Annotated in this window: 13 protein-coding genes and 1 pseudogene; 10 read left to right on the top strand and 4 right to left on the bottom strand. The window is 72.0% G+C overall.

Annotated elements, in window-relative coordinates; translation table 11 throughout:
- Positions 1 to 416 precede the first annotated feature (416 nt).
- The 3 genes and pseudogenes from ACGFSC_RS09795 to ACGFSC_RS09785 all read right to left on the bottom strand — a co-directional run bounded on the left by ACGFSC_RS09795 (position 417) and on the right by ACGFSC_RS09785 (position 4,418).
- A complete protein-coding gene (locus ACGFSC_RS09795) occupies positions 417 to 626 on the bottom strand; it encodes a DUF6243 family protein (RefSeq protein ID WP_063352004.1) in 210 nt (69 codons plus the stop codon).
- Between the two features lie 1,377 nt (positions 627 to 2,003).
- Positions 2,004 to 2,606, bottom strand: coding sequence for a hypothetical protein (locus tag ACGFSC_RS09790; protein WP_359899651.1), 603 nt, complete (start codon positions 2,604 to 2,606; stop codon positions 2,004 to 2,006).
- A gap of 540 nt (positions 2,607 to 3,146) precedes the next feature.
- Positions 3,147 to 4,418 (bottom strand): annotated as a pseudogene (locus ACGFSC_RS09785) (IS701 family transposase).
- Between the two features lie 29 nt (positions 4,419 to 4,447).
- On the opposite strand from ACGFSC_RS09785, the gene ACGFSC_RS09780 reads away from it, so the two are divergent.
- Positions 4,448 to 5,329 (top strand): S41 family peptidase, encoded by an 882-nt coding sequence (locus tag ACGFSC_RS09780; protein ID WP_359899652.1) that lies wholly within the window; start codon positions 4,448 to 4,450, stop codon positions 5,327 to 5,329.
- Here the strand turns inward: ACGFSC_RS09780 and ACGFSC_RS09775 are convergent.
- On the bottom strand, positions 5,232 to 5,618 hold the full coding sequence (locus ACGFSC_RS09775; RefSeq protein ID WP_392862862.1) for a transposase: 387 nt from the start codon (positions 5,616 to 5,618) through the stop codon (positions 5,232 to 5,234). The two genes, ACGFSC_RS09780 and ACGFSC_RS09775, sit on opposite strands and share 98 nt — an antisense overlap.
- Positions 5,619 to 6,175: 557 nt before the next feature.
- On the opposite strand from ACGFSC_RS09775, the gene ACGFSC_RS09770 reads away from it, so the two are divergent.
- The 9 genes from ACGFSC_RS09770 to ACGFSC_RS09730 all read left to right on the top strand — a co-directional run bounded on the left by ACGFSC_RS09770 (position 6,176) and on the right by ACGFSC_RS09730 (position 21,463).
- On the top strand, positions 6,176 to 6,400 hold the full coding sequence (locus tag ACGFSC_RS09770; RefSeq protein WP_359899653.1) for a hypothetical protein: 225 nt from the start codon (positions 6,176 to 6,178) through the stop codon (positions 6,398 to 6,400).
- Between the two features lie 580 nt (positions 6,401 to 6,980).
- Positions 6,981 to 7,643 carry a DUF7019 family protein gene (locus ACGFSC_RS09765; RefSeq protein ID WP_359899654.1) on the top strand — a complete coding sequence of 221 codons (663 nt, stop codon included), beginning with the start codon at positions 6,981 to 6,983 and terminating at the stop codon, positions 7,641 to 7,643.
- A gap of 5 nt (positions 7,644 to 7,648) precedes the next feature.
- Positions 7,649 to 11,989 (top strand): protein kinase, encoded by a 4,341-nt coding sequence (locus tag ACGFSC_RS09760; protein ID WP_359899655.1) that lies wholly within the window; start codon positions 7,649 to 7,651, stop codon positions 11,987 to 11,989.
- Positions 11,986 to 12,705 (top strand): hypothetical protein, encoded by a 720-nt coding sequence (locus tag ACGFSC_RS09755; protein WP_359899656.1) that lies wholly within the window; start codon positions 11,986 to 11,988, stop codon positions 12,703 to 12,705. The genes ACGFSC_RS09760 and ACGFSC_RS09755 overlap by 4 nt, the downstream gene beginning before the upstream one ends.
- A gap of 623 nt (positions 12,706 to 13,328) precedes the next feature.
- Positions 13,329 to 14,300 carry an aldo/keto reductase gene (locus ACGFSC_RS09750; RefSeq protein WP_359899657.1) on the top strand — a complete coding sequence of 324 codons (972 nt, stop codon included), beginning with the start codon at positions 13,329 to 13,331 and terminating at the stop codon, positions 14,298 to 14,300.
- A 16-nt stretch (positions 14,301 to 14,316) separates the two neighbouring features.
- Complete coding sequence (locus ACGFSC_RS09745; protein WP_359899659.1) at positions 14,317 to 14,907, top strand: hypothetical protein; 591 nt, start codon at positions 14,317 to 14,319, stop codon at positions 14,905 to 14,907.
- Between the two features lie 573 nt (positions 14,908 to 15,480).
- The gene (locus tag ACGFSC_RS09740) at positions 15,481 to 16,980 is read left to right on the top strand and encodes an MFS transporter (RefSeq protein ID WP_359899661.1); all 1,500 of its coding nucleotides are present in this window, start codon (positions 15,481 to 15,483) and stop codon (positions 16,978 to 16,980) included.
- Positions 16,977 to 17,615: a helix-turn-helix domain-containing protein gene (locus ACGFSC_RS09735; RefSeq protein ID WP_359899663.1), complete on the top strand. Its 639-nt coding sequence runs from the start codon at positions 16,977 to 16,979 to the stop codon at positions 17,613 to 17,615. The genes ACGFSC_RS09740 and ACGFSC_RS09735 overlap by 4 nt, the downstream gene beginning before the upstream one ends.
- A 158-nt stretch (positions 17,616 to 17,773) precedes the next feature.
- A complete protein-coding gene (locus tag ACGFSC_RS09730; protein WP_359899665.1) occupies positions 17,774 to 21,463 on the top strand; it encodes a DUF4132 domain-containing protein in 3,690 nt (1,229 codons plus the stop codon).
- Positions 21,464 to 21,486: the final 23 nt, after the last annotated feature.

The raw sequence follows: 21,486 nt of genomic DNA, 5'->3' as shown, positions 1-21,486 counted from the left end.
CCCGACGATCCAGACCCGAACATCCCTCTAGATGTGGCCAGCGCCCGCAACCCCTTGCCCCCCAGCCGCATCGGCCTGTCCGTCGGAGTCGTTCTGGCCAGCGGGTTTCGCGGTTGTCCCTCCGAGGTGTCCACCAGTGTTGTCCTGCGGCCGTGTCCACATCCTCTGCCGCCGCCGGCTGCGGTGTCGCCCGGGCTGGGCACGGGGACGTGCTGAGCTGCTGGTGCAGCTCGGGGTGGTGGCGGTGACGGGGCTGCCGATTCTGCGGCTGCCCCGGGTGGCCGGCCGAGCTGAGACGCGGGTGGTCGGCCGAGAGCCGAGCGGAACCGGCCGCGCCCGGTACGGCAGCAGGGCTCGGACCGCGCGTCGCGGTCCGAGCCCTGCCCCGTGCGGTGCCGCGCTGCGGCGGCGGTGCGTCAGCCCTGTACGGTGTCGCCGCCCGCCTGCCCGGCACCCTCAGCCGTTCCTGCCTTCTCGCGCATCTTGCGCACCAGCTCCGCCTTCTGGTCGGCTGCACCCTGGCGGTCGAGGTTGCGGTGCGGACCGTTGTTCTGCCGTTCGGCGCGGGACTGCCTCTTGCGCTGGCCGCCGCCCATGCCCACGGGGTTGTTGATGTTCTTGCTCATGGTCGTGGGTTCTCCCGGTGGTGAAGTGAAGTGAAGTGATCTACGGATTCATCGGTGGGGGACGGGCGGCGACGTCGAAGGACGTCAGCGGGGGCCCATCACGCGCTCACTCGTAAATCGGGGTCTGGAAGAACATGACCAAGACGTTACCCGGTTCCGTCGGCCTTGCACACCAACCTTTTCGCCGCCCCCTCGTCGGCCGGGCCTTCGGCGAGCGCCCGGGGCCGGCCGGTTCCTTCGGAATCCCAGCACCGCCAGCACCCGCCAGCATCCGCCGGTCGTCGCCGCCCGCCCTGTCCAGATGGGCGTTGCCGGGCCGCGGGAGCGCTGCCAGTGGTCGCGAGCACACTGATGGCATGAGAGGTCATCTCACGTGCGTCCTGCCGCTACGGGACAACCCTTGGCTCGGGCAGCGGCGATTCACCTGCCGGTTTCCGTTCCCGTGTCCTTCTGGCCACGCGGTGGACATCGCCCATGGGGAGAGGACATGGAATCTGGGATCCCACACCGCCTGCCGACCGACCGGGACACCCTTCGCTGCCACTCGCCAGCCCGGGCGGATCAGGGGCGACTACCCACCGGATACTGATGGTGATCTTCCGGACGGTGTGTCGTCTTGAGCGTGTCCTCGCCGGCTGGTTCTGACGTGCCTCGCGCACAGCCCCGCACACTCTGCCGCCACGCCCGGCCGAACGGCAAGCCTTGGACCAGAGTCACCACGTTCAAGAAGGAGAAGCACACGGGACAGCGTGCGCAGCGGGGCAGGGTGTACCGGCGGTGCGGGTGCAAGGACGGGCACGGGCGGCAGTTGGGTGCGTGGTGTGCGCGGTTGCTACAGGAGGCGGGTCACGGGTCGTGGACGTACTGCGTCGACCTGGCTCCGGAGGACGGCAGACGGCGCACCCGGAACCGTGGCGGGTTCGCGACGGAGGCGGAGGCCGCGCAGGATCTGGCGGCGGTCCTGGACGGTGAGCTGAGCGAGGCGTACGAGGAGCGTCGTACCACCGTGGCGGACTACCTGCGGGAGTGGCTGGCCGCGCGGAACGAACGTACAGGTGGTGGTGGGGCCCGAGACCGTGCAGGTGCCCTGCGCGTGGGCGGTCCCGGACAGCGCCACCGGGGCGATGCCGGCGACACAGAGCATGCTAGCCGCACCGGCCGGCGCGGATCCGCGGCGACCGGCCGAACCGGCACGGCCCCCGCTCGCACCCGGGCCCGGCTGACCGGCGGCAGCCGGCCCTTCGCGCTCCAGGCCAGCGACCCTTGTCGCCCGCCCGGTCGGCGGCACCGAGCGGGCGGAGGGCAAGGATCGCCAGCCGCCGGTGGCCGTCACCCCCGCTGGGTGACGGCCACCGGACAGGGCTCACACCGTGGTCACTAGCACGACCACGGCGTGGTGACGTGGCCCGTCACGGTGTCCACCGCCACCGTCCTGCCCTCGCTGGGAATGCAGAAGTAGTAGGTGGGATGCGGGTTCTGCACGACGGGCTCATTGAGGTACAGGGGCTTGAACGCACCGGTGTGCCCGGCCTTGACGGCCAGATCGTGGGCCTGGACCTCCGTCATGGTGAACGGGGAGATGGCCTGGAGCCCGATCGGGACGCTCCACCGCTGCGTGCTCTGGTACTGACCGGTGGTCGAGTACTTGTACTCGAAGGACGGCTCCGAGTCCTTGGCCCGGAAGCGGATCCACCAGGCCTGGACGTCATTGGGGTTGGTCGTGGGTGTCAGCAGGACGGCGTCCGCGTCGTAGAACTGCGAGCCGGGGTGCTCCTGCTGCGCCTTCACCTTGGCCTCCCGCACGATCTGTGTGAGCGGGAGGTGGGGTGCCGCGCTGGCGGTGGACGGGGCGATCGGCAGCAGCGACAGGGCCGTGGCGGTCGCGGCGAGCCCGATCCGTGCCCGAAGGCGGCGGCGTGATGTCCGGCACCCGTTCAGTGCGGGTGCCGCGGGCGTGCGGGCGGTGCGCGTGGTGTTCATGTCCTTCATCTCCTTCGACCCGGACCCTGCGTGGTCACGGTGGAAGTCGACTGCCGGGTTCGGCGTGAGCGGTGGCCGACGGGCGAGAGGTCCTCGGCCGGGCTCCGCGGGGATGCAGCCTCCCGGGGTCCAACGGTAGGAAGGTCTCCGGGCGCCGTCTCCTGGCCGTCATCCTCGCTGAGCCGAACAGGCGAACCTCTCACCCGGAGCGATGCCCGTCCGGGGTTTCGCCACGCGGTCCCGGCCGGTGGGCCCGATCCTGTGCCGCTCCTTGATCATCGCTGACTGTCACAAGGTGGTGACACGATCTTCTCGAAGTGGGCGTCCCAGCCGACGAGCCTGTAGATCGTCCTTCAGGCTGCGCTCCACCCACTCCAGGGCGATGTAGTACCGCTCCAGAACCGGGTCCCAGCCCGACTGGGGCCCGGAGGGTGGCCACTCCGGAGTGTCAGGGTGGCCCACTCGCGGTCGAGGGCATCCACGGCGGTGCTACCAGCAGCCGACGGTAGAGGCCAGTACTCCAGCTGTAGATCTTGATCTTCATAGTTTTTGGGCTGCTTGCCGCTGGTAGTGGCCGGTGCGGGCGCGTGCTTGGTGCCGGCGCCGCCATTCCGACCAGCGGAGCCAGTGGGCGAGGTCGCGGACGGGTTGGGTGAAGAAGGCTGCGAACAGGCGTCGGATCTCGTTGCAGGTCAGCGGGCTGAGGTCGGCCGCCGCTATGTTCGTGGCCCGTTCGATGGCGGCGGTGACGGTGAGGAAGGCGTGCGCGAGTATGGCCAGGGTGGTCCAGCGGTGCCAGGAGGTCCAGCGGCGGACCTGGTGCTCGTAGAGTCCGGCCAGGCCTTTGGTGGCTTGGAAGGTTCTCCTCGACGGTCCAGCGGCGTCCGGCCACCTTGACCAGCGTGGTGAGCGGGATCGGGCGGGGCGAGTAGCAGCGGTAGAAGGCGAGTTCACCGGTGCGCCGGTTGCGTCGGACGAGCAGCCACCGCTGGCCGGGGCGCCCGGGCAGGCTGTCGATGTCGACCTGGGCCCAGTCGTAGAAGCGGTGGCCCTTGGCCGCGGCTCCCGCGGACAGCCGCTGTCAGGCACGTTTCGGCAGGCCGTGGGCCAGCGCGCCGGCGCGGAAGACACCCGCGCGGGTGGCGATCGGCCGCCTGCGTGAGACGGCGAGGACGTAGCCGATCTGACGGCCTTCCAGCTCGGCGCTCAGGTGTGGGTCGCCGCCGTAGACCTCGTCGCCGGTGACCCATACGGCCGAGACACCGGCGTCCAGGGCCTTGGCGATCATCTCGGTGGCCAGGGCGGGTTTGGTGGCGAACTTCAGGCCGTCGGGTATGCCGGCGGCCCGGCACCGGTCGGGTCCTGGGTCCAGGAGCGGGGGGCGTAGAGGCGGCGGTCGATGGCGGCGTGCCCGGCCGAGGCTGAGTAGACCAGGTAGACAGCCACTTGGGAGTTCTCGATCCGTCCCGCGGTGCCCGTGTACTGGCGCTGTACCCCGACGCTCGCGGTGCCCTTCTTCAGGTCCCCGGTCTCGTCGACGACCAGCACAGCGTCCTCGTCGCGGAGGTGGTCCGCCACGAAGTCCCGTATCTCGTCCTGGATCTGGTCGGCATCCCAAGACGCCCGGCTGAGCAGATGCTGCATGCCGGCCGGACTCGCGTCACCGGCGTGCTCGGCGATCGTCCAGCAGTTCTTCCTCGGCAGGTCCCCAAGGAGCCCCAGCACGAACGCCCGCGCCCGGCGACGAGGTTCCACAACTGCGTAGGACTGCGCGACCCCGGTGCCACCCAGCGCCGAGAAACCGCTGGGCATCGGTTCGGCCTTGACCTACGATCGCGCGAATGATCACTCATGGAGCGATACTCGACGCCGCCCTCGCCCGGATCACCGCTGGTTACGTGTTCCCCGAGAAGGCGGCGGCCATTGAAGTGGCAATCCGGAACCGGCTGGCGGAAGGCGCTTATGAGAGCCTGGACGAGCGGGGGCTGTGCGAGCGGGTCACGGAGGACTTGCAGGGGGTGTGTCCGGACAAGCACCTGCGGCTGCTGTGGAGCGAGGAGCCGCAGTCGATGGACGAGGAGCCGGAGGACGTCGCCCGGGCCCGGTTCGAGCGGTACGCACGGGAGAAGAACTACGGAATCCGGCGGGCGGAGCAGCTCGACGGCAACATCGGCTACCTCGATCTGCGCATGATTCCCCCGGCCGGGGTGGGCGGTCCCGCGATCGCGGCCGCGATGCAACTGGTCGCTTCCACCGAGGCGTTGGTCATCGACCTGCGGCAGTGCAGCGGCGGTTCGCCGGAGGGCGTGCAGCTGTGGTGCAGCTACTTCTTCGCTGACGACGAGGTGCACCTCAACGACATCTATGACCGGGCTACCGACTCCACCCGCCAGTACTGGACCCTTGGGCACCTCGCCGCGCCACGCTATTCGGACCGGCCGGTGGCGGTGCTGACCAGCGACTTCACGTTCTCCGGTGGGGAGGAGCTGTCATACAACCTGAAGGTGCTCAAGCGTGCGACGCTGGTCGGGCAGACGACGCGTGGTGGCGCCCACCCGACGGCTCGGATTCCTGTTGCGCCGCATGTGACGGTGACCGTGCCGGCGGCCCGCTCGATCAATCCGGTCACCGGCACCAACTGGGAGGGCGTCGGCGTCGAGCCGGACGTGGCGGTTGCCGCTGAGGACGCGCTGGAGAAGGCGCTGGAACACCTTCGCGCGTAGTTGAGTCCCCGGCTGCTCGGTCCTGAGCAGCCGGGGGATTGGCTATGGTGTGTTTCCGAAGTGGATCATCCCGTGACGGGATATGAGCGTCCGTCAGATCCCCCCCCAAGCGGGCCAGCAGCTCCAGCAGAGCATTGAAGCCGGCGCTGTCGTCGCTGATCCTCAGCTTGGCCAGTTGGGTGCCGTCCTGATCGACCAGCGCGATGTCGTGGTGGTTCTCGGCCCAGTCGATGCCGCAGCGCTCGCGAACACCTGCGTCAGGGCCTACGTCGAACGCCCCGCCTCCCATGCCGAACGCTGGAGCGACCACGCACCGGTATCAGCCTTCTTCGACCGCGACCAACTCCATTGAGTTTTTGCGAAGTTCGGGCAAATGGCGTCGGCTGCTGCGGTCGTCACGCGACCTGCCGGGAGCGATGACCGCAGCTGCCATGTCCCCGCGAATGGGGCTACGCGGTGATCGCCATTCTCTGAGTGGAAGTCAGCTTCTCTTCCGGGAAAGCGTCGCTTTGCAACAGTCACGATCGGGCGGCCAGCGTACGCACAGGCCGAACGGGACCAGCTTCGTGACGCGGCCTCGCAGGACGCTGCCGACCTTATCGACCCATGCCAGCCAGGGGTTCAGCTGCAGGGCGATCAGGGACAGGACAGCCTGGCCCGGCGACCAGGACGAGCCAAGTCGAGCCCCGATGGTCAACGACGTCCTGCATCGGGATATGTCGCACCGGGGCGCAGGCTTAGAGGTCCTGACGAAGGCGTTGGACGTGTCGGTTTAGCGGTGCACGGTGTTGCGGCTCCAGCCCCGGTGCTTCGCGACGACGCGCTGGCTCATCCCGCGTACCCGCCATGCTCCCGCTCCACCGGGACCCCCGTTTCCAGGCCCTGTACCAGCGGATACGCATCACCCAGGCCGACCTCGACGAGTTCTACTGGCTGCACCAGGAGATGCAGACCATGTCGAGGGAGGCCCAGAACGCGACCGTCGACAACCTCGGCCGCCTCGACACCGGGGTCTCCCCACTCCCCAAGGCCCCCTGCCCACCCGCGAACCGAACACCCCTAGCGTCCTGATCACCCGCCTCGACCTCGCCGCGATCCAGACCGCGCTCCAACAGGCCGCCATCAAGGCGGAGTTCCAGCGCAGCGCCGGAAACACCGCCCTCGACCTCATCAACGGCACCTGGGACCACCCCGGCGCCCTGCACGACACCTGGTACGCCGACGACCTGGACACCCGCCGCCAACGAGCCGCCGAAGCCCGCGCCTCCATCCCCCACCCCGCCGCCTCCACCACCTCACCCCGGCGCCGTGCGGTACGACGCCAGGCCCCTGGACCTCCAGGGCCCCCTGACCACGTCACCTTCCTCCGGCCGCCTTCGAAGCACGACTACACCGCGGTCGACGAGTTCCGCGGCGTCCGCTCCGCCGACCCGGCGAGCGGCCCCGGCGCACCGGGCGACCTTCCCCTCGGCTCCAGGGGTGCGAAGCGGTGCCGATCAGCGAAGGCGAGGACCCGTGGTCCCAGGTCGGCGGCCGGGACGTTCGAGCAGCGCGGCGCCATCGGTCCCGCGGTGCCCGCCCGGAGAATCTGACGGATCGCCATGGATAGTCGCTACGCTGGGACAGAGCCACGGCCGGGAGGGGACGGGAAATGTCGTTCAGCTACTACGTCTACGTCAGCGACAGCAAGGTCGACATGCTGTTGCCGCAGATCGACCCCGGGTTCGGGGCGAAGCGCCAGACGGAGCTGGGCGTGAATCTCACGGTGCTGTCGGCGAGGCGAACGACCCAGGGCCCGTCCGATGACCGGATCCGCCGGCTGGAGGCCGTCGTCGAGTACCTGCGCGATCACGGTGACCTCGGCTCGGTGGACGAGCCGGGCCAGTTCTTCTGGGGGATGCTGCCGATGCGCTGGGGCGCGTTCCCCGGTGATCCCACCTCCTCGTTGGTGTTCTTCGGCGGGCGGAGCGAGGACACCGTCGTCGGGCTGGGCGGCTCGTACAAGCACGTGTGCGACTCCGTCCCGGACGCCGAGGCGCGCGGGGTGGGGCGCTCGATGATGTCATCGATGCTCGACGGACTGGGAGCCACCTCGGACCTGGAGGACGAGTACGTCGCCGACGCGGTGGACGGCGACGTCGACCGGGCCGACCGCGCCGCGCTCGCCCGGGTGCAGGGCGCCGTGGCGAGCCTGCGCTGGCCGACGCAGAACGTCGAGTTCGTGGCCAAACGCCTGCTGCACGGCGACAGCCCGGACGGAACGGCCAGGTCGGTGCTGCTCGGGACACCTGTGTACGTGGCCACCATCGGCTGACGGCGATGGCGACCTGGCGCCGCGGCGACGTGGTCCTCGACCTCTACGAGGTCCTGGACGTGGTACGCACCGGCGGCATGGGACTGGTGCACCGGGTCCGGCACCGCGGCTGGGAGATCGACCTCGCGGTGAAGACCCCGCGCCAGGCCCTGGTCCGCTCGCTGGACGCGATCCGGGACTTCGCACGGGAGGCCGAGGTGTGGGTCGGGCTGGGCCTGCACCCGCACATCGCGAACTGCGTCTACGTCCGGACCGTCGACGGCGTGCCCCGGGTCTTCGCGGAGTGGGCGGACGGCGGCAGCCTGGCCGAAGCCGTCCGGAGCCGGAGCCTCTACCGGAACGACCCCCTGGGATCGCTGCTGGACGTCGCCATCCAGTCCGCGTGGGGGCTCGACCACGCGCACGCGACCGGGGTCGTGCACCAGGACGTCAAGCCCGCCAATGTGATGCTCACCCGGGACGGCACGGTCAAGGTCACCGACTTCGGCATGGCCCGGGCCCATATGGCCACCGGGGAGGGCGCCGGGGACTCCGCTGCCTTCGTCAGCCGCGGCGGCCTGACGCCCGCGTACTGCTCGCCCGAACAGGCGCGCTCGCCGGGCGGGCTCACGACGGCCACGGACGTCTGGTCCTGGGCGGTTACCGTGTTCGAGATGTTCCTCGGCAGGCCACCGGTGGCGGACGGGACCGAGGCCGGCGCCGCTTTCGCCGACTTCGCCCGGGTCGGGGCCCCGGACGCGCTCGCGCCGCTGCCGGCCGAGGTGGCGGACCTGCTTCGCGAGTGCTTCGCCGAGGACCCGGCCACCCGCCCGGACCGTCTCGGGCCGCTCGCGGAGCGCCTGGTCCGAGTCCACGAGCAAGAGATCGGCCCCTACCCCCGGCGTGCCCCGGCAGCGGCCACCCTGCTCGCCGACGGCCTGTCCAACCACGCGCTGTCCATGCTGGACCTCGGCCGTCGCGACAGCGCCGAGGAGCTGTGGGCCCGGGCCCTGCGAGCGGATCCGCACCACCCGCACGCCCGCTACAACCGCGGCCTGCACCGGTGGCGGACCGGGGTGATCACCGATGCCGAGTTGGTCGACGAACTGGAGTCCGTGCGGTTCGGGGATCCGGGTGACGGTGCGGGGGCGTATCTGCTCGCACTGGTGCACCGGGAACGCGGCGACCCGGTCGCGGCGGCCGCGCTGCTGCGGGAGGCGGCTGCCCGGATGCCCGGCGACCCGCAGGTCGCCGCCGCGCTCGCGTCGGTCGAGTCTGCGCCCTCGCCCGCGCAGTCCGTCCTGCCGGAAGAGCACGAGGACTGGATCGCCGCCCTCGCGCTGACCCCCGACGGCCGGGTCGCGGTCTCGGCCGACCGCTCCGGTGGGCTGCGCGTCTGGAACGTCCCGGCACGCGAGTGTCGGCAGCAGCTGCGGCTGGACGGATACCTGGCCTCGACCCTGGCGGTGCGCGACGACGGACAGCTCCTGGTCGTCGCCGGGGGAAGCGGGGGAGCGCTCGTGCTCGACCTCGAAGCCGGGGCCGGCTTCGAGCTTCCCGGCAACCTCGGTCGGGTGACCCTGGCCGCGCTGACGGCGGACCAGCGGCACGTGGTCACCAGCGACTTGGAGGGCGAGACTGTCACCTGGGACCTCGGGACGGGCCAGGCCCTGGACGTCCGGCGGTTCGAGCGGCAGGCGGACGTCCTCGGCGCCCAGGGCACGTTGTGTTCCGTCATCGACCACCGGCGCCGCACGCATTCCGTGTACGACGTCCGCACGGGCGAGCTGGTGCACCGGTTCGACGGCGTTCTGAGCGGAGCGCGGTTCAGTGGCGACGGCCGCCTCGCCGCGATCGGCCTCGGCAGCACCGACGTCCGCTTGGTCGATCTCGCATCCGGCGAGACCCAGCGGAGCCTGAAGACCGGCTTCGGCCGGATCGCCGTCAACCAGGACGGCACGGTCGGCTTCTCCAGCGGCGGCCGCGACGAGCCGTCACGCGTCTGGGACCTGGACACCGGCCGGTGCCGGTTGTCCCTGGACCCGGCGCCCGACACCAAGGAGGTCGTACTGAGCGCGGCCGGGCGGGTCGCCGTGACCGCCGAGGGCAAGTCGGTGCGAGTGTGGCAGCTGCCGCCCGCGGGGCCGTCGGCACCGTGGAGCTACGTCCGCCCGCACGAGGCCCCGGCCATCGCGGCCATCGCCGCGCGGGCCGCCGAACTGCTGGCGGAGGCCGCCGCGCTGGCCGGTGCCGGCCGGCCCAGCGACGCGGCCGCCCGGATCCGCGCCGCCCGCGCGCTGCCCGGGCACCGGCGCCACGCCGATGCGGTGCGCCTCTGGCGACGGCTCGGTGCCCTCGGCCGCCGGACCGAGCTCGCCGACGCCTGGACCGCGGGCCGGATCAACCTGGAGGACGGCCGGTCGTGGGCCCTGGAGTTCAGCGGCTGCAGCCCCATCGTGCTCGCCCGCAACGGGAACGACGCCGAAGCATGGGTCTTCGACGTCGGGACCGGGCAACTGCTGCACACGCTCAGCCTGCACACTGGCCTCCTCAGTGCCGTGGCGATGACCGCCGACGGCCGGCTCGCGGTGTCCGGAGGCGAGGACGGCCGGGTGGTCGCCTGGCATCCGCGCGACGGGCGGATCGTCCAGTTGTTCACCAATCCCCGCGACCGCGTGTACTACGTCGCGGTCAGCCGGGACGGCCGAGTGGCTCTCGCGGGAACCGCCGGCGGCGCGGTCACGGCCTGGGACATCGGCAGCGGCCGGACCATCGGGCGCTGGAAGGCGCACCCGGGGGCGGTGCTGGACGTGGCCGCTGGTGCCGATCACCGCTACGGGCTCTCGCGCGGCCAGGACGTCAGCGTGAAGATCTGGGACCTGTGCGACGGCGAGCTCCGGTGGGTGCTGGGCGGGCACCAGGAGTGGATCGGCGCCGCGCGGCTGAGCGACGACAGCCGGTTCGTGGTGACCGGTGGCGCCGATGCCGCCGTGCGGGTCTGGCGAACCACCGACGGGCAGTGCGAGGCCGTGCTCACCGGGCACACGGACGCCGTGGTCGACGTCCTGCCGAGCCCGGACGCGCGGCAGGTGCTGTCCGGCTCGGCGGACGGCACCGTCCGGCTCTGGGACGTCGCCGCCGCTCGCTGCGTCCGGGTCCTGGCCGGGCACACCGGCCCCGTGCTGACCCTGGCCGTCACACCGGACTTCCGGCTCGCGGCGACGGGCGGGGAGGACCGGACAGCCCGGTTGTGGGACCTGGCGACCGGCAGTCTGTTGCGGTCCTTCACCGGCTTTTCGGGTGCGGTCACGCGCGTCGAGCTGGCCCCCGACGGTGCCCTGCTCCTCGCTGGCGAGGAGCGCGGGCGCCTGCTGACTTGGGCCCTGGACTGGGAGTACGACTTCGACTCGGCGACCGGCTCCCAGCTGGAGGCCGAGCCCGTGCTCGACGAGCTGCGGACCGAGGTGGCCGTTCCGATGCCCTCCCGTGCGGACAGCCGCCCGGCGCTCGCCGAGGCATGCGCCCGCCTCGGTCGCCGGCAAGGTCAGGCCGCCACCCGTACGTTGGAACTCGTCGGCGAACTGGACAAGATCTCTTCGCGCACCGAGACCGGCCACTCGCTGTACCGGCACGGCGTGGCCAAGGACGCGGCGAGCCGGGAGCCGACCGACACACCGAGCACGGCCGAAGGGCTCGCGCTGCTGCTCCGGCCGGAGGCCGAGCTGAACCGGTCCGAGGGGTTCTGGACCGGCGTCTTCACCGAGCGGCTCCAGGACGACCTCGTCACACTCGCTGAGGCCGCCCTGCTCCTGCATCGCGAGGGCGACCTGGCCGCGGCCGAGCACGCCTGGCGACTGGTCGTCGACGTCCGCTCCCACCTCTGGGACGCCGGCCACGTCGAGACCCAGGGCGCGATGCTCGGCTGGGCCGGGGTCCTCACCGATCTACACCGGGTGCCGGAGGCGCTGGCGCTGGTCCGGGCGGTGACCGGGGAGCGCGCCCAGGACCTCGGGCCGGACCACCCGGCCACCCTGGAGGCGACCGCGAGGCTCGCGTCCCTGCTCTCGGCGAGCGGCGAGCAGGCGGAGGCGGAACGGGTGTACGCCGATCTGCTGCCCCGGCTCGTGAAGCGCTTCGGCCGCGACGACGGACGGACGCTCGACGCCCGGGTGGGGCTGGCGCGGGTGCACCACCGGCTCGGACGGCCGGGCGACGCCGAACCGGTCCTGCGCGAGGTGTGGGCGAAACGGAGGCTGCGGCTGGGCGACGGCCACCCGGACACGCTCGCCGTGCGGGCCGAGCTGGACAGCGTACGCGGTCAGGCGCCGGAGAAGCGGGCACCGCGGCGATGGAGGAGGTGGCGATGAACCCGGGTGGGTCCAGTATCGAAGCCCTGATCATCGGCAAGGTGTTCATGGGCGAGATCGGGGCGTTCTTCCCCGTCGGCATGACGTTGCGGGGCGACGAGTTCGAGGCCGTGTTCATGATGCGCGCCAGTCAGCTGGGGCATCGGACCGCCGGCCCGTACACGCCCGACCGGCTACCGGTCGACGCGATGAACTGGGCCAACCTACGGACGGGGATCGGCATAGCGGGGCACTTCCCCTCCTTCCGGATCGACGCGAGCGGCCTGTGGCCGCGCATCCACGTCGAGTTGCTCGGTACCGCCGTACGCGGACTGATCGTGATGCCGGAGGAGGTGACCGCGGAGTCGGTGAACGCGCCCTACCTCGGTGAGTGGCAGGAGCAGATCTCCTCCTCTGTGCGGATCGCGCTCGACTACATCACCCAATGGCTCACGACCTGTCATTACCAGGCCGGTGGCACCGAACCGTCGGTCGACCTCGATCTGGTGTACCGGCCGGACGACGGCTACGAGGACCGCCTCGCCGGGGTCGACGAACGGGTGCGGGAACTCATCCCGCCGGTACGCCCGGTCTTTGAGCTGCGTTGGCGCTCCGCGAGCCCGGCCCAGCGCAAGGCCTTCGCGAAGAACCTGAAGGGCGCCCGAAGGACCGGGACCCGGTTCCACCGCCGACTGGGCCTGCGGATCGGCGATGTCGAGCTGGAGGTGCCGGGCTGAGGCTGGCCGCAGTGAACCCGGCGAACGAGGTCGGGCGGGCGGCTGCCGGCCCCGGCTGAAAAGGTGTCCATCCGCTGGCGCGTTGACCATCTGATGGCCGTTCAGGTGTGAGGCCAATCGTCAATCCACGTGGCTACCAACGGCTCGACCCCAGCCGTACCCCTGCCTCACCTTCGTCGGGCGCAGCCCGACGGTTGGCGACCACGCGCCGGTGACGATGGTGTACGGCCCGAACAACTGACGGGCAGGTAGGACTACGTCCAGGAATGCCCCTCGACCTGCGGAAGCCCCGGCCGCGACCCGCCGCGACCCGCCTCGGCCCGGTAACCACCGAGGCGGCCTCGCCGTCGAGCGTTTCGAGCGCAGAACGACGGCGCAGGCGCACCCCCCGACCACGACGGAATCCGGCCGACGCCTCGGCATGGCGTCGGACCGAAGGTAGTATCGGTTCCCGCACTGACTGACTGTCAAGTGCGCGCAATTCATTGGAAATTGCTGGCGGGGGCGTCAGCCGACCCCTCAGGTGGGAGCGACGTGGGAAGTCGCGCCGAGCCACGCCCCCCGTGCCACACCCTCCGCACCGGAATCGACCACCGAATCCGGTAAGAACCAGAAAGCGTCCATTGGTTGCCATCGCACATTCCGAGCTCGACGTCTTTCCACTCTGCCTCGGCGGCAGCGTCTTCGGATGGACCGTCGACGAGCGGACGTCCTTCCGCGTCCTCGATGCCTACGCCGCCGCGGGCGGGAACTTCATCGACACCGCCGACTCCTATTCCCAGTGGGCCCCCGGAAACACCGGCGGGGAGTCCGAGTCCATCCTCGGCAAATGGCTGGCCGCGCGCGGTCAGCGGGACCGTTTCGTCATCGCCACCAAGGTGGGCCGACTGAACGGACTGTCCGGGCTCACGGCGAAGGTCGTCCACCAGGCGGTGGAGGAATCCCTGCGCCGTCTGCGGACGGATCATATCGACCTCTACTACACGCACGCGGACGACCCGGAAACTCCCCTCGAAGAGACCCTCGCCGCACTCGACACGCTGATCACGGCAGGAAAGGTGCGCCATATCGGCGCCTCGAACATCAGCGGCCCCAGGCTGGCCGAATCCCTTGAGGTCTCGAAGCGTTCGGGGCTCGCCTCGTACGTGGCGGTCCAGCCTCCCTACAACCTCATGGAACGCGAGCCCTTCGAGAGTGGGATCGCCCCGGTCTGCGAGCGCGAGGGCGTCTCCTGCGTCCCGTACTTCGCCCTGGCACAGGGCTTCCTGACGGGCAAGTACCGCGAAGGCGCACCCGCCGTTCCCAGCGTCCGCAGCGACGCGGCACGACCGTACGGCGAAACGCCCCGCGGCCGCGCGGTGCTCCGGACGCTGGACACGATCGCCGCCGAGCACGGCACCGCCCCCGCCGCGGTGGCCCTGGCCTGGCTGAGGGCGCAGCCCCATGTCGTCGCTCCGCTCGCCAGCAGCAGGACGCCCGAGCAGCTCGCCGAACTGACCCCGGGGGCGACCCTGGAACTCTCCCCGGCCGAGGTTCGCTCGCTGGATCTCGCTTCACGGACCACCGCGGCGGACCACCATGCGCACGTCGGCTGAAGGAGGAGGAGCCGCCGTGACCCTCACCCCCCACACCTCCCTGATCGGATTCGACGCCCTCAAGTCGTTCATCTCAGTAGCGCGCGATGAATACGAGGCCTGTACCCCGCAGGAACCACCCTCCTGTTTCGCCCTCCTGCTCGGCACCGTCGACGACGGTGTCGCGGCCATCACCTCGGTCCAGTTCGCGACCAACGTCCGTGCCACCGACCCGATGGCGCTCGAAGAGTTCTCGCGCTCCATAGAGCCGTGCTTCGGAAGCGCCTACCGAAACCCCCGCCGGGGATTCTGGTGCAGCTCGCAGGATCTGCTTCGTATTCACCGGCAGGCGGACCGTGACGGGGTCGAGATCCTGGGCTCCATCCATCTGCATCCCGACTGGCACCGGATCGGCCCACCCGAAGAGCGCGGGCTGCGAATAAGCGAGGAGCCGACGCCGATGGACCGCTACATGTTCGACAACAGCCGGTACCCGGTGAACATGATCTGCTATCTGGAATCCGGCCCGCAGGGGGTTTCCGCCGCACTCGCGGCATGGGGCCCTCCTCCTGAGGACGAGGTCGCGGCGCCGTGCCCCCGCCTCCTTCTGAGGTTCAGCGTGTCCTGAGGAACGGCAGGCTCACCCCCCGCCGCCGGCGGGACTCCGCCCCGGTCACGCTCGCGGAGGTGACCGGGGCGGGGCCGCCGGTCCACCCCTGGGTGAGTACCGCCGGGGCGGACGCCGTTGCCGCGGCGGTCGCGTGCCACACACCATCACACTGGGCGGCACACGAACCCACTGAGCCGCGTGCAACAGAAAGCCGCAGGTCGCGGGCCCGGCGTGCCCCGATGTCGGTGGACTCACGCTGGTCATGGGCGGATGACCTTCGCGGAGATCGTCGGTCAGCGGGCGGAATCGTCACACGCGTGCCTTCCGGCCGGGCAGCAGTCCTCCTCCGCCTTTCGGGCCGGCGCCGATCAGGACCACCGGTGACGTGCGCCGATCCGCACCACCGCCGCGCCACCGCTGTGTCCGCGCCGTCCGCTGCCGCTCCGCCCGGGGTTCGACGGCCGGAGTATGTCATCATGTGATGACATCGCATGATGACAACGGGTGGCACCTCCCATCGGACACGGCTGGATTCCGGGGACTTCCAGCCCCCGGTTCGACCACTCGATCTCCGACGAAAAGGACACGCCGATGGAGACCCTGTCGACGCGCCGTGAGCGGGCGCTGGTGCCCGTCCTGGTGTTCCTCAGCGCAGTGGTGGCGGTGATCAGCAGTCTCGGCGCGCCGATGATCCCCACCATCGCGGCCGTCGACCACGTCTCGCTCTCCGAAGCCCAGTGGTCCCTGACCATCACCATGCTGGTCGGAGCGGTCACCACCCCGGTGCTCGGCCGTCTGGGCGACGGACCGCACCGCCGTACGGTCACCCTCACCGCCGCCGCCGTGGTGGTGCTCGGCAGCGTGCTGGCCGCGCTGCCGCTCGGCTTCGGCTGGCTGGTCGCGGGGCGCGCGCTGCAGGGGGTCGGGCTCGGACTCACCCCGCTGGCCATCGCCACCGCACGGGACAGCCTCGGCCCCGCGGCCTCCCGCTCGGCGGTCGCGCTCCTGTCCATCACCACCGTCGCCGGCGTCGGCCTCGGCTACCCGATCACCGGCCTGATCGCCGAGTCCTTCGGCATCCACGCGGGCTTCTGGTTCGGCGCCGTGATCAGCGCCCTGGCCCTCCTGCTGGCCGCCCTGGTGCTGCCCCCGACCACGGACCGCGAGAGGCGCCCGCTGGACGTGCCCGGCGCGGTGCTGCTCGGCCTGGCCCTGGTCGGCCTCCTGCTCGTGCTCAGCGAGGGCGAGACCTGGGGCTGGGACAGCGCCCGGCTGCGGACGGTGGCGGTCCTCTCCCTCCTGCTGCTGGCCGGCTGGCTGTGGCACGAGCTGCGCACCGCCCACCCGCTGGTCGACCTGCGCGCGCTGCGCAACCCCGTCGTCCTGACCGCGGACGTGGCCGGCCTGGTCGCCGGCGTCGGGATGTACCTGCTGATGTCACTGGTGATCCGCTACATCCAGACCCCGACCTCCGCCGGCTACGGCCTCGGCGCCTCGGTCGTGGTCGCCGGCCTCGTCCTGCTGCCGTTCTCGGCGGCCAGCCTGCTGTCCAGCAAGGTGGTCCCCGGGCTCGCCCGGCGCACCTCCTCCGCCCTGGTGCTCCCGCTGGGCTGCGCGGTCTCGCTGGTGTCGGTGCTGCTCTTCCTGTCCGCCCGCGACCACCTCTGGGAACTCATGGTGGTGATGGCGATCGCCGGACTCGGCGTCGGCTGCACCTTCGCCGTGATGCCCGGGCTGATCGTCAACGCGGTGCCGGCCCACGAGGTCGGCAGTTCGGTCAGCTTCAACCAGGTGCTGCGCTACGTCGGCTACTCCACCGGCAGCGCGCTGTGCGGCGCCGTGCTCCAGGCGCACACCGCGCCGGGACGGCAGCTGCCCACCGACAGCGGCTACCGGGACGCGGCGCTGATCGGCTGCGCGGTGTGGGTGGTGATCGGCCTGGCTACGATCGTCCTGCCGCGGCTCGGTGCCGCGACCGGCTCCCGGAAGGGTGCGCGCGTGGACGAGGGGCTGATCGTGGAAGAGAGCATCGACGACATGGTTGTCGGCGGGAGCGAGGCAACCGTCCTGCGGGCCGGGGCAGAGCGGTGACCGACGCCACCCCCGAGGCCGGCGCAGCCCCCGAGGCCGGCGGGTCCGCCGCCGCGAACGGCGGCCGACCGGAGCCCGCGGCACCCCGGCGCCGCGACGCCGCCCGCAGCCGGGACCTCCTGGTCCGGGCGGCGACGGAACTCTTCGCCGAGCGTGGATTCGAACGCACCACCATCCGGGAGATCGGCGACCGGGCCGGCGTCGACCCGGCGCTGATCGCCCGGTACTTCGGCGGGAAGACGCAGCTCTACCTGGCCGCCGTCCAGATGGAGCTGGGCGACACGGCACCGGCCGACCTCCTGGAGGAGGACCGGCTGCGCGGCCTGCTGGAACGCTTCTCCCGGCGCGGCCCCGGCCCGACCTTCCAGGCCGCGGTGCTGCCCGGCGACAACACCGAGGTGCAGCGGGCAGCGCGCACCTACCTCCACGAGCGGCTGGTGCGGCCGCTGCAGGACCGCTTCACCGCCGAACAGGCCGACCGGCCGCGGCTGCGGGCCGAACTGGCGGCCGCGGCCTTCGCCGGGATCGTCCTGGCCCGCACCAGCGGCGCGTTCGGCGAGCTCGCCGAGGCCGACTCCGAGGACCTGCTCCCCCTCCTGCACGACCTGCTGGCCGCGAGCCGGCCCGCCCGGTAGACCGTCCGCCGCTCCGGACCCCGCCGCTCCCCGCCGCTCCGAACCCCGCCGTGGGCGGCCTGCCGGGCCGCCGCGACAGCACTCCGGCGGTCGGCCTGTCGGTGGGCCTCGCTACTGTTCCTTCCCTGATCAAACGTGTCGAGGAGAGGGGCGGAGCTGTGCGGCGCTGGGAGTTCGTCGAGGGCGGCTCGGACAAGTTCTGGGAGGCCGCGGTCGACGGTGCCGCGGTGACCGTGCGCTACGGCCGGTCCGGCACCGCCGGGCGGGAGCAGAGCAAGGAGTTCCCGACCGCGGAGGCCGCGCAGGCGCACTTCGCCAGGACGGTCGCCGAGAAGGAGCGCAAGGGCTACCGGGAGACCACGGCCGGCGCGGCGCCCGTCCCGCCGCCCGTCCCCCGGCCCGTCGCGTCGACCCCGTCGACCCCGCAGGCCCCGGCGACCCCGCCGGCCGCCGCCCCCGAGCTGCCGGACGCCCCGGACGCCCCGGACGTCCCGGTCGACGAGGACGCCTTCGTCCTGCCGGACGCCTGGCGGAGGGCCCTGGTCCCCCGCCGGGGCGGCGTCTCCCGCCCGCCGGCCGCCGCGGCGAAGAACGCCGTGGACGAGTACCACGCCTCGCTGCGGCGGATGGACGACTGGCTGGAGCAGGCGCTCACCTCGAACCTCAGCGACGCGGACCTGGTGGAGGCCGCCCGCGCCCACCGCTCCGGCAGCCGGAACCCGGTCGGCGCGGCGGTGCTGGCCGCGGTGTTCGCGGTCTCCGCCGACAACAAGGTCCGGACGGCCGCCGACGCCTGGGTGGCGGAGTTCGGCCTGCCGTTCGCGGCCAGGGCCACCGCCGAGCTGTTCGCGGTGGCCGTCAAGACCGATTGGAACGGCTCACGCGCCGTGAACCCGCGCGTCCGGCGCGCGGCCACCCGGGCGGTGGCGGCGTACCGCCCCGCCGCGGATCGTGTCCGGTCGCTGCTGGCGGCGTGCGACGAGGAGACCCACCGCACGGCGGTCGAGGCCCTGGCCGGATGCCGGACCGACCTGTCCCGCCTGGTGGCGGCGGCGTACCTGGTGCCGTCCGAGTCCGACTGGGCCGAGGAGTGCGTGACGTCGGGCGCGCGGCTGGACTCGGCCGAGTGGTCGATGCTGCTGTGCTCGCTCTCCTCGGCCGAGCCGCTGGAGAAGCTCCCCCAGCTGCCGAGCCTGGGCTGGGACGGCTGGTCCACCGAGATCATCGCGACCGTGGCGGAGGGTCTCCAGGGCGGCGCCGCACCGCTGCTGCTGCACGCCCTGGCCAACAACCACCTCTACAGCGACAAGCAGAAGCAGCTGCTGAACGCGATCGCCGAGCTTCCCTCCGACCAGGGCTTTCGGGGGCTGCTGGCCCATCAGGAGAACGGCAAGGCGGCCCGTGGAGCCCTGGTGGCGGCCATGCGCCGCTTCCCCCGGCGTGCCCTGCGCCTCCTCGCGGAGGCCGCGGCGGCGTCCACCGATCCGGCCGCGCAGCGGCTCGCCCGTCAGCTCCTCACCGCCCACGTCGCCGCCCACCGCGCGACCGCGGTCGAGCTGCTGCCGGAGCTGGCGCCGGAGCAGGCAGCCTTGGTCGGGCCGCTCACCGATCCGGGCGACCGGGTGCCGGACGTCCCGGCCGGTTCGCTGCCGGAGCTGTTCACCAGCCCGCCGTGGACCCGGCCGCGCTCCACGGCCAGGCCCCGCGTGCTGACCGGCCTCACCCCGCCGGAGGAGACGCAGCTGCGGTGGCTGCCGGGCGAGCGGGAGGCGTGGGCGGTCTCCGAGTCCTGGTACGCGAGCTGGTCGGACGCCGACTGGCAGCGGATCGCCGGCACGATGCGGGCCGCGGACGGGCAGTCCGACGCCGCGCGGCACTACTCCAACCGGCACGAGGAACTGGCGCTGTTCGCGTACGGCGACGAGCAGCTGGGCCGTCCGCTGATCGCGCAGTGGCGGGGCGAGGAGTACATCTGGGACGCCACGGGCGCGCTGCGCCGGGTCGCCGCCCGCTTCGGGCCGGACGCGCTCGGGCCGATACGGGCCGCCGCGCTGCAGAACCCGGCCGCGCACGCGTCCCTGCTGCTGCCGTACCTGGACGTCCGGGTGGCCGAGACGATGGCGGACTGGCTGGTGCGTCTCAAGTCGGCCGGGGACACCGCCCGTTCCTGGTTCGTCCGGCACGGCCTGGACGCGGCCCGGCTGCTGGTTCCGGCCGCGGCCGGGAAGGCCGGAGCGGCCCGGCGCAACGCCGAGCACGCCCTGCGGCTGATCGCCGCCGCGCACGGCGCCCCGGCGGTGCACGCGGTGGCCGGCGAGTACGGGCCGCAGGCGCAGGAGGTGGTGGGCGCGCTGCTGTCGGCCGACCCGCTGGTGAACCTGCTGCCGGCGAAGCTGCCCCAGCTCGGCGACTGGGCCGAGCCGATGATGCTGCCGCAGCTGCTGGTGCGCGGCGGCGAGGGCGCGCTGCCCGTCGAGACGGTGCGGCACGTGCTCACCATGCTCGCACTGTCGAAGCCCGGGGCGTTCTACCCGGGCCTCGACCAGGTGGCGGAGGTGTGCGAGCCGCAGTCGCTGACGGCCTTCGGCTGGGCGGTGTTCGAGCAGTGGCGGATGGCCGGCATGCCGTCCGAGGACGGGTGGGCGCTGCACGCGCTCGGCCGGCTCGGTGACGACGGGACGGTCCGCCGGCTGACGCCGGTGCTCCGGGCGTGGCCGGGCGAGGGGGCGCACCACCGCGCGGTGGACGGCCTGGAGGTGCTGGCCGCGATCGGCACCGACGTGGCCCTGCTGCACCTGCACGGCATCGCGCAGCGGGTGAAGTTCAAGGCGCTCAAGGCGCGGGCGCAGGAGAAGATCGCCGAGGTGGCGGCCGGGCTCGGCCTGTCCGGGGAGCAGCTGTCGGACCGTCTGGTGCCGGACTTCGGGCTGGACGCCGATGGCACCACCGTCGTCGACTACGGCAGCCGGACGTTCACCGTGGGCTTCGACGAGCAGCTCAAGCCGTACGTTCGTGACGCGGACGGCGCCCGCCGCAAGGACCTGCCGGTCCCCGGGGTGAGGGACGACGCCGAGCTGGCGCCCGCCGAGCGCAAGCGTTTCGCCGCGCTGAAGAAGGACGTCCGCACGGTGGCGGGGGACCAGATCCGCCGGCTGGAGGAGGCGATGATCACCCAACGCTCATGGACGGCGGAGGAGTTCGACCAGCTCTTCGTCGGGCATCCGCTGCTGTGGCACCTGGTGCGCCGGCTGGTGTGGCTGGCCGAGGCGGACGGCGCCACGACGGCGTTCCGGGTCGCCGAGGACCGCACCCTGGCGGACGTCGCGGACGAGGTGTTCGTGCTGCCCGCCGGGGCCACCGTCCGGCTGGCCCACCCGCTGCTGCTCGGTGCGGAGCTCGCGGCGTGGTCGGAGCTGTTCGCCGACTACGAGATCCTGCAGCCGTTCCGCCAGCTCGGCCGCCCGGTGTACGCGCTGACCGACGAGGAGCGGGCCGGCCACCGCCTCACCCGCTTCGAGAACGGTCCGGTGCTGCCCACCACCCGGCTGGTCGGCATGGAACGGCGCGGCTGGCAGCGCGGCGAGCCCCAGGACGCCGGCGTGGAGCGCTGGCTGTCCCGCCGGGTCGGGCCGGACCGCTACGTGGTGCTCGCACCGGAACACGGCATCGCGGTCGGCATGCACGACGTGTATCCCGAGCAGCAGGTGGAGAGGGTGTGGCTCGACACCCGCCCGGGCGACTACTGGACCCACAACCGCACCTTGCCGGCCTTCGCCGAGCTCGACCCGGTGATCGCCTCCGAGGTGATCGCCGACCTGACCGAGCTGACCGAGCCGACCACGCCGTGACGGCGCACCACCTCGCCGACAGC

The sequence above is a fragment of the Kitasatospora sp. NPDC048715 genome, assembly GCF_043198905.1.
Lineage (GTDB): Bacteria > Actinomycetota > Actinomycetes > Streptomycetales > Streptomycetaceae > Kitasatospora > Kitasatospora lactacystinica.
Note: the sequence above shows the minus strand (reverse complement) of the source record. Positions and strands in the feature narration are given on the sequence as shown.

Excerpts from the sequence above, each read along its gene's own strand:
- ACGFSC_RS09795 (WP_063352004.1), bottom strand. The coding sequence starts at position 626 with ATGAGCAAGAACATCAACAACCCCGTGGGCATGGGCGGCGGCCAGCGC.
- ACGFSC_RS09790 (WP_359899651.1), bottom strand. The coding sequence starts at position 2,606 with ATGAACACCACGCGCACCGCCCGCACGCCCGCGGCACCCGCACTGAAC.
- ACGFSC_RS09780 (WP_359899652.1), top strand. The coding sequence starts at position 4,448 with ATGATCACTCATGGAGCGATACTCGACGCCGCCCTCGCCCGGATCACC.
- ACGFSC_RS09775 (WP_392862862.1), bottom strand. The coding sequence starts at position 5,618 with ATGGGAGGCGGGGCGTTCGACGTAGGCCCTGACGCAGGTGTTCGCGAG.
- ACGFSC_RS09770 (WP_359899653.1), top strand. The coding sequence starts at position 6,176 with ATGCTCCCGCTCCACCGGGACCCCCGTTTCCAGGCCCTGTACCAGCGG.
- ACGFSC_RS09765 (WP_359899654.1), top strand. The coding sequence starts at position 6,981 with ATGTCGTTCAGCTACTACGTCTACGTCAGCGACAGCAAGGTCGACATG.
- ACGFSC_RS09760 (WP_359899655.1), top strand. The coding sequence starts at position 7,649 with ATGGCGACCTGGCGCCGCGGCGACGTGGTCCTCGACCTCTACGAGGTC.
- ACGFSC_RS09755 (WP_359899656.1), top strand. The coding sequence starts at position 11,986 with ATGAACCCGGGTGGGTCCAGTATCGAAGCCCTGATCATCGGCAAGGTG.
- ACGFSC_RS09740 (WP_359899661.1), top strand. The coding sequence starts at position 15,481 with ATGGAGACCCTGTCGACGCGCCGTGAGCGGGCGCTGGTGCCCGTCCTG.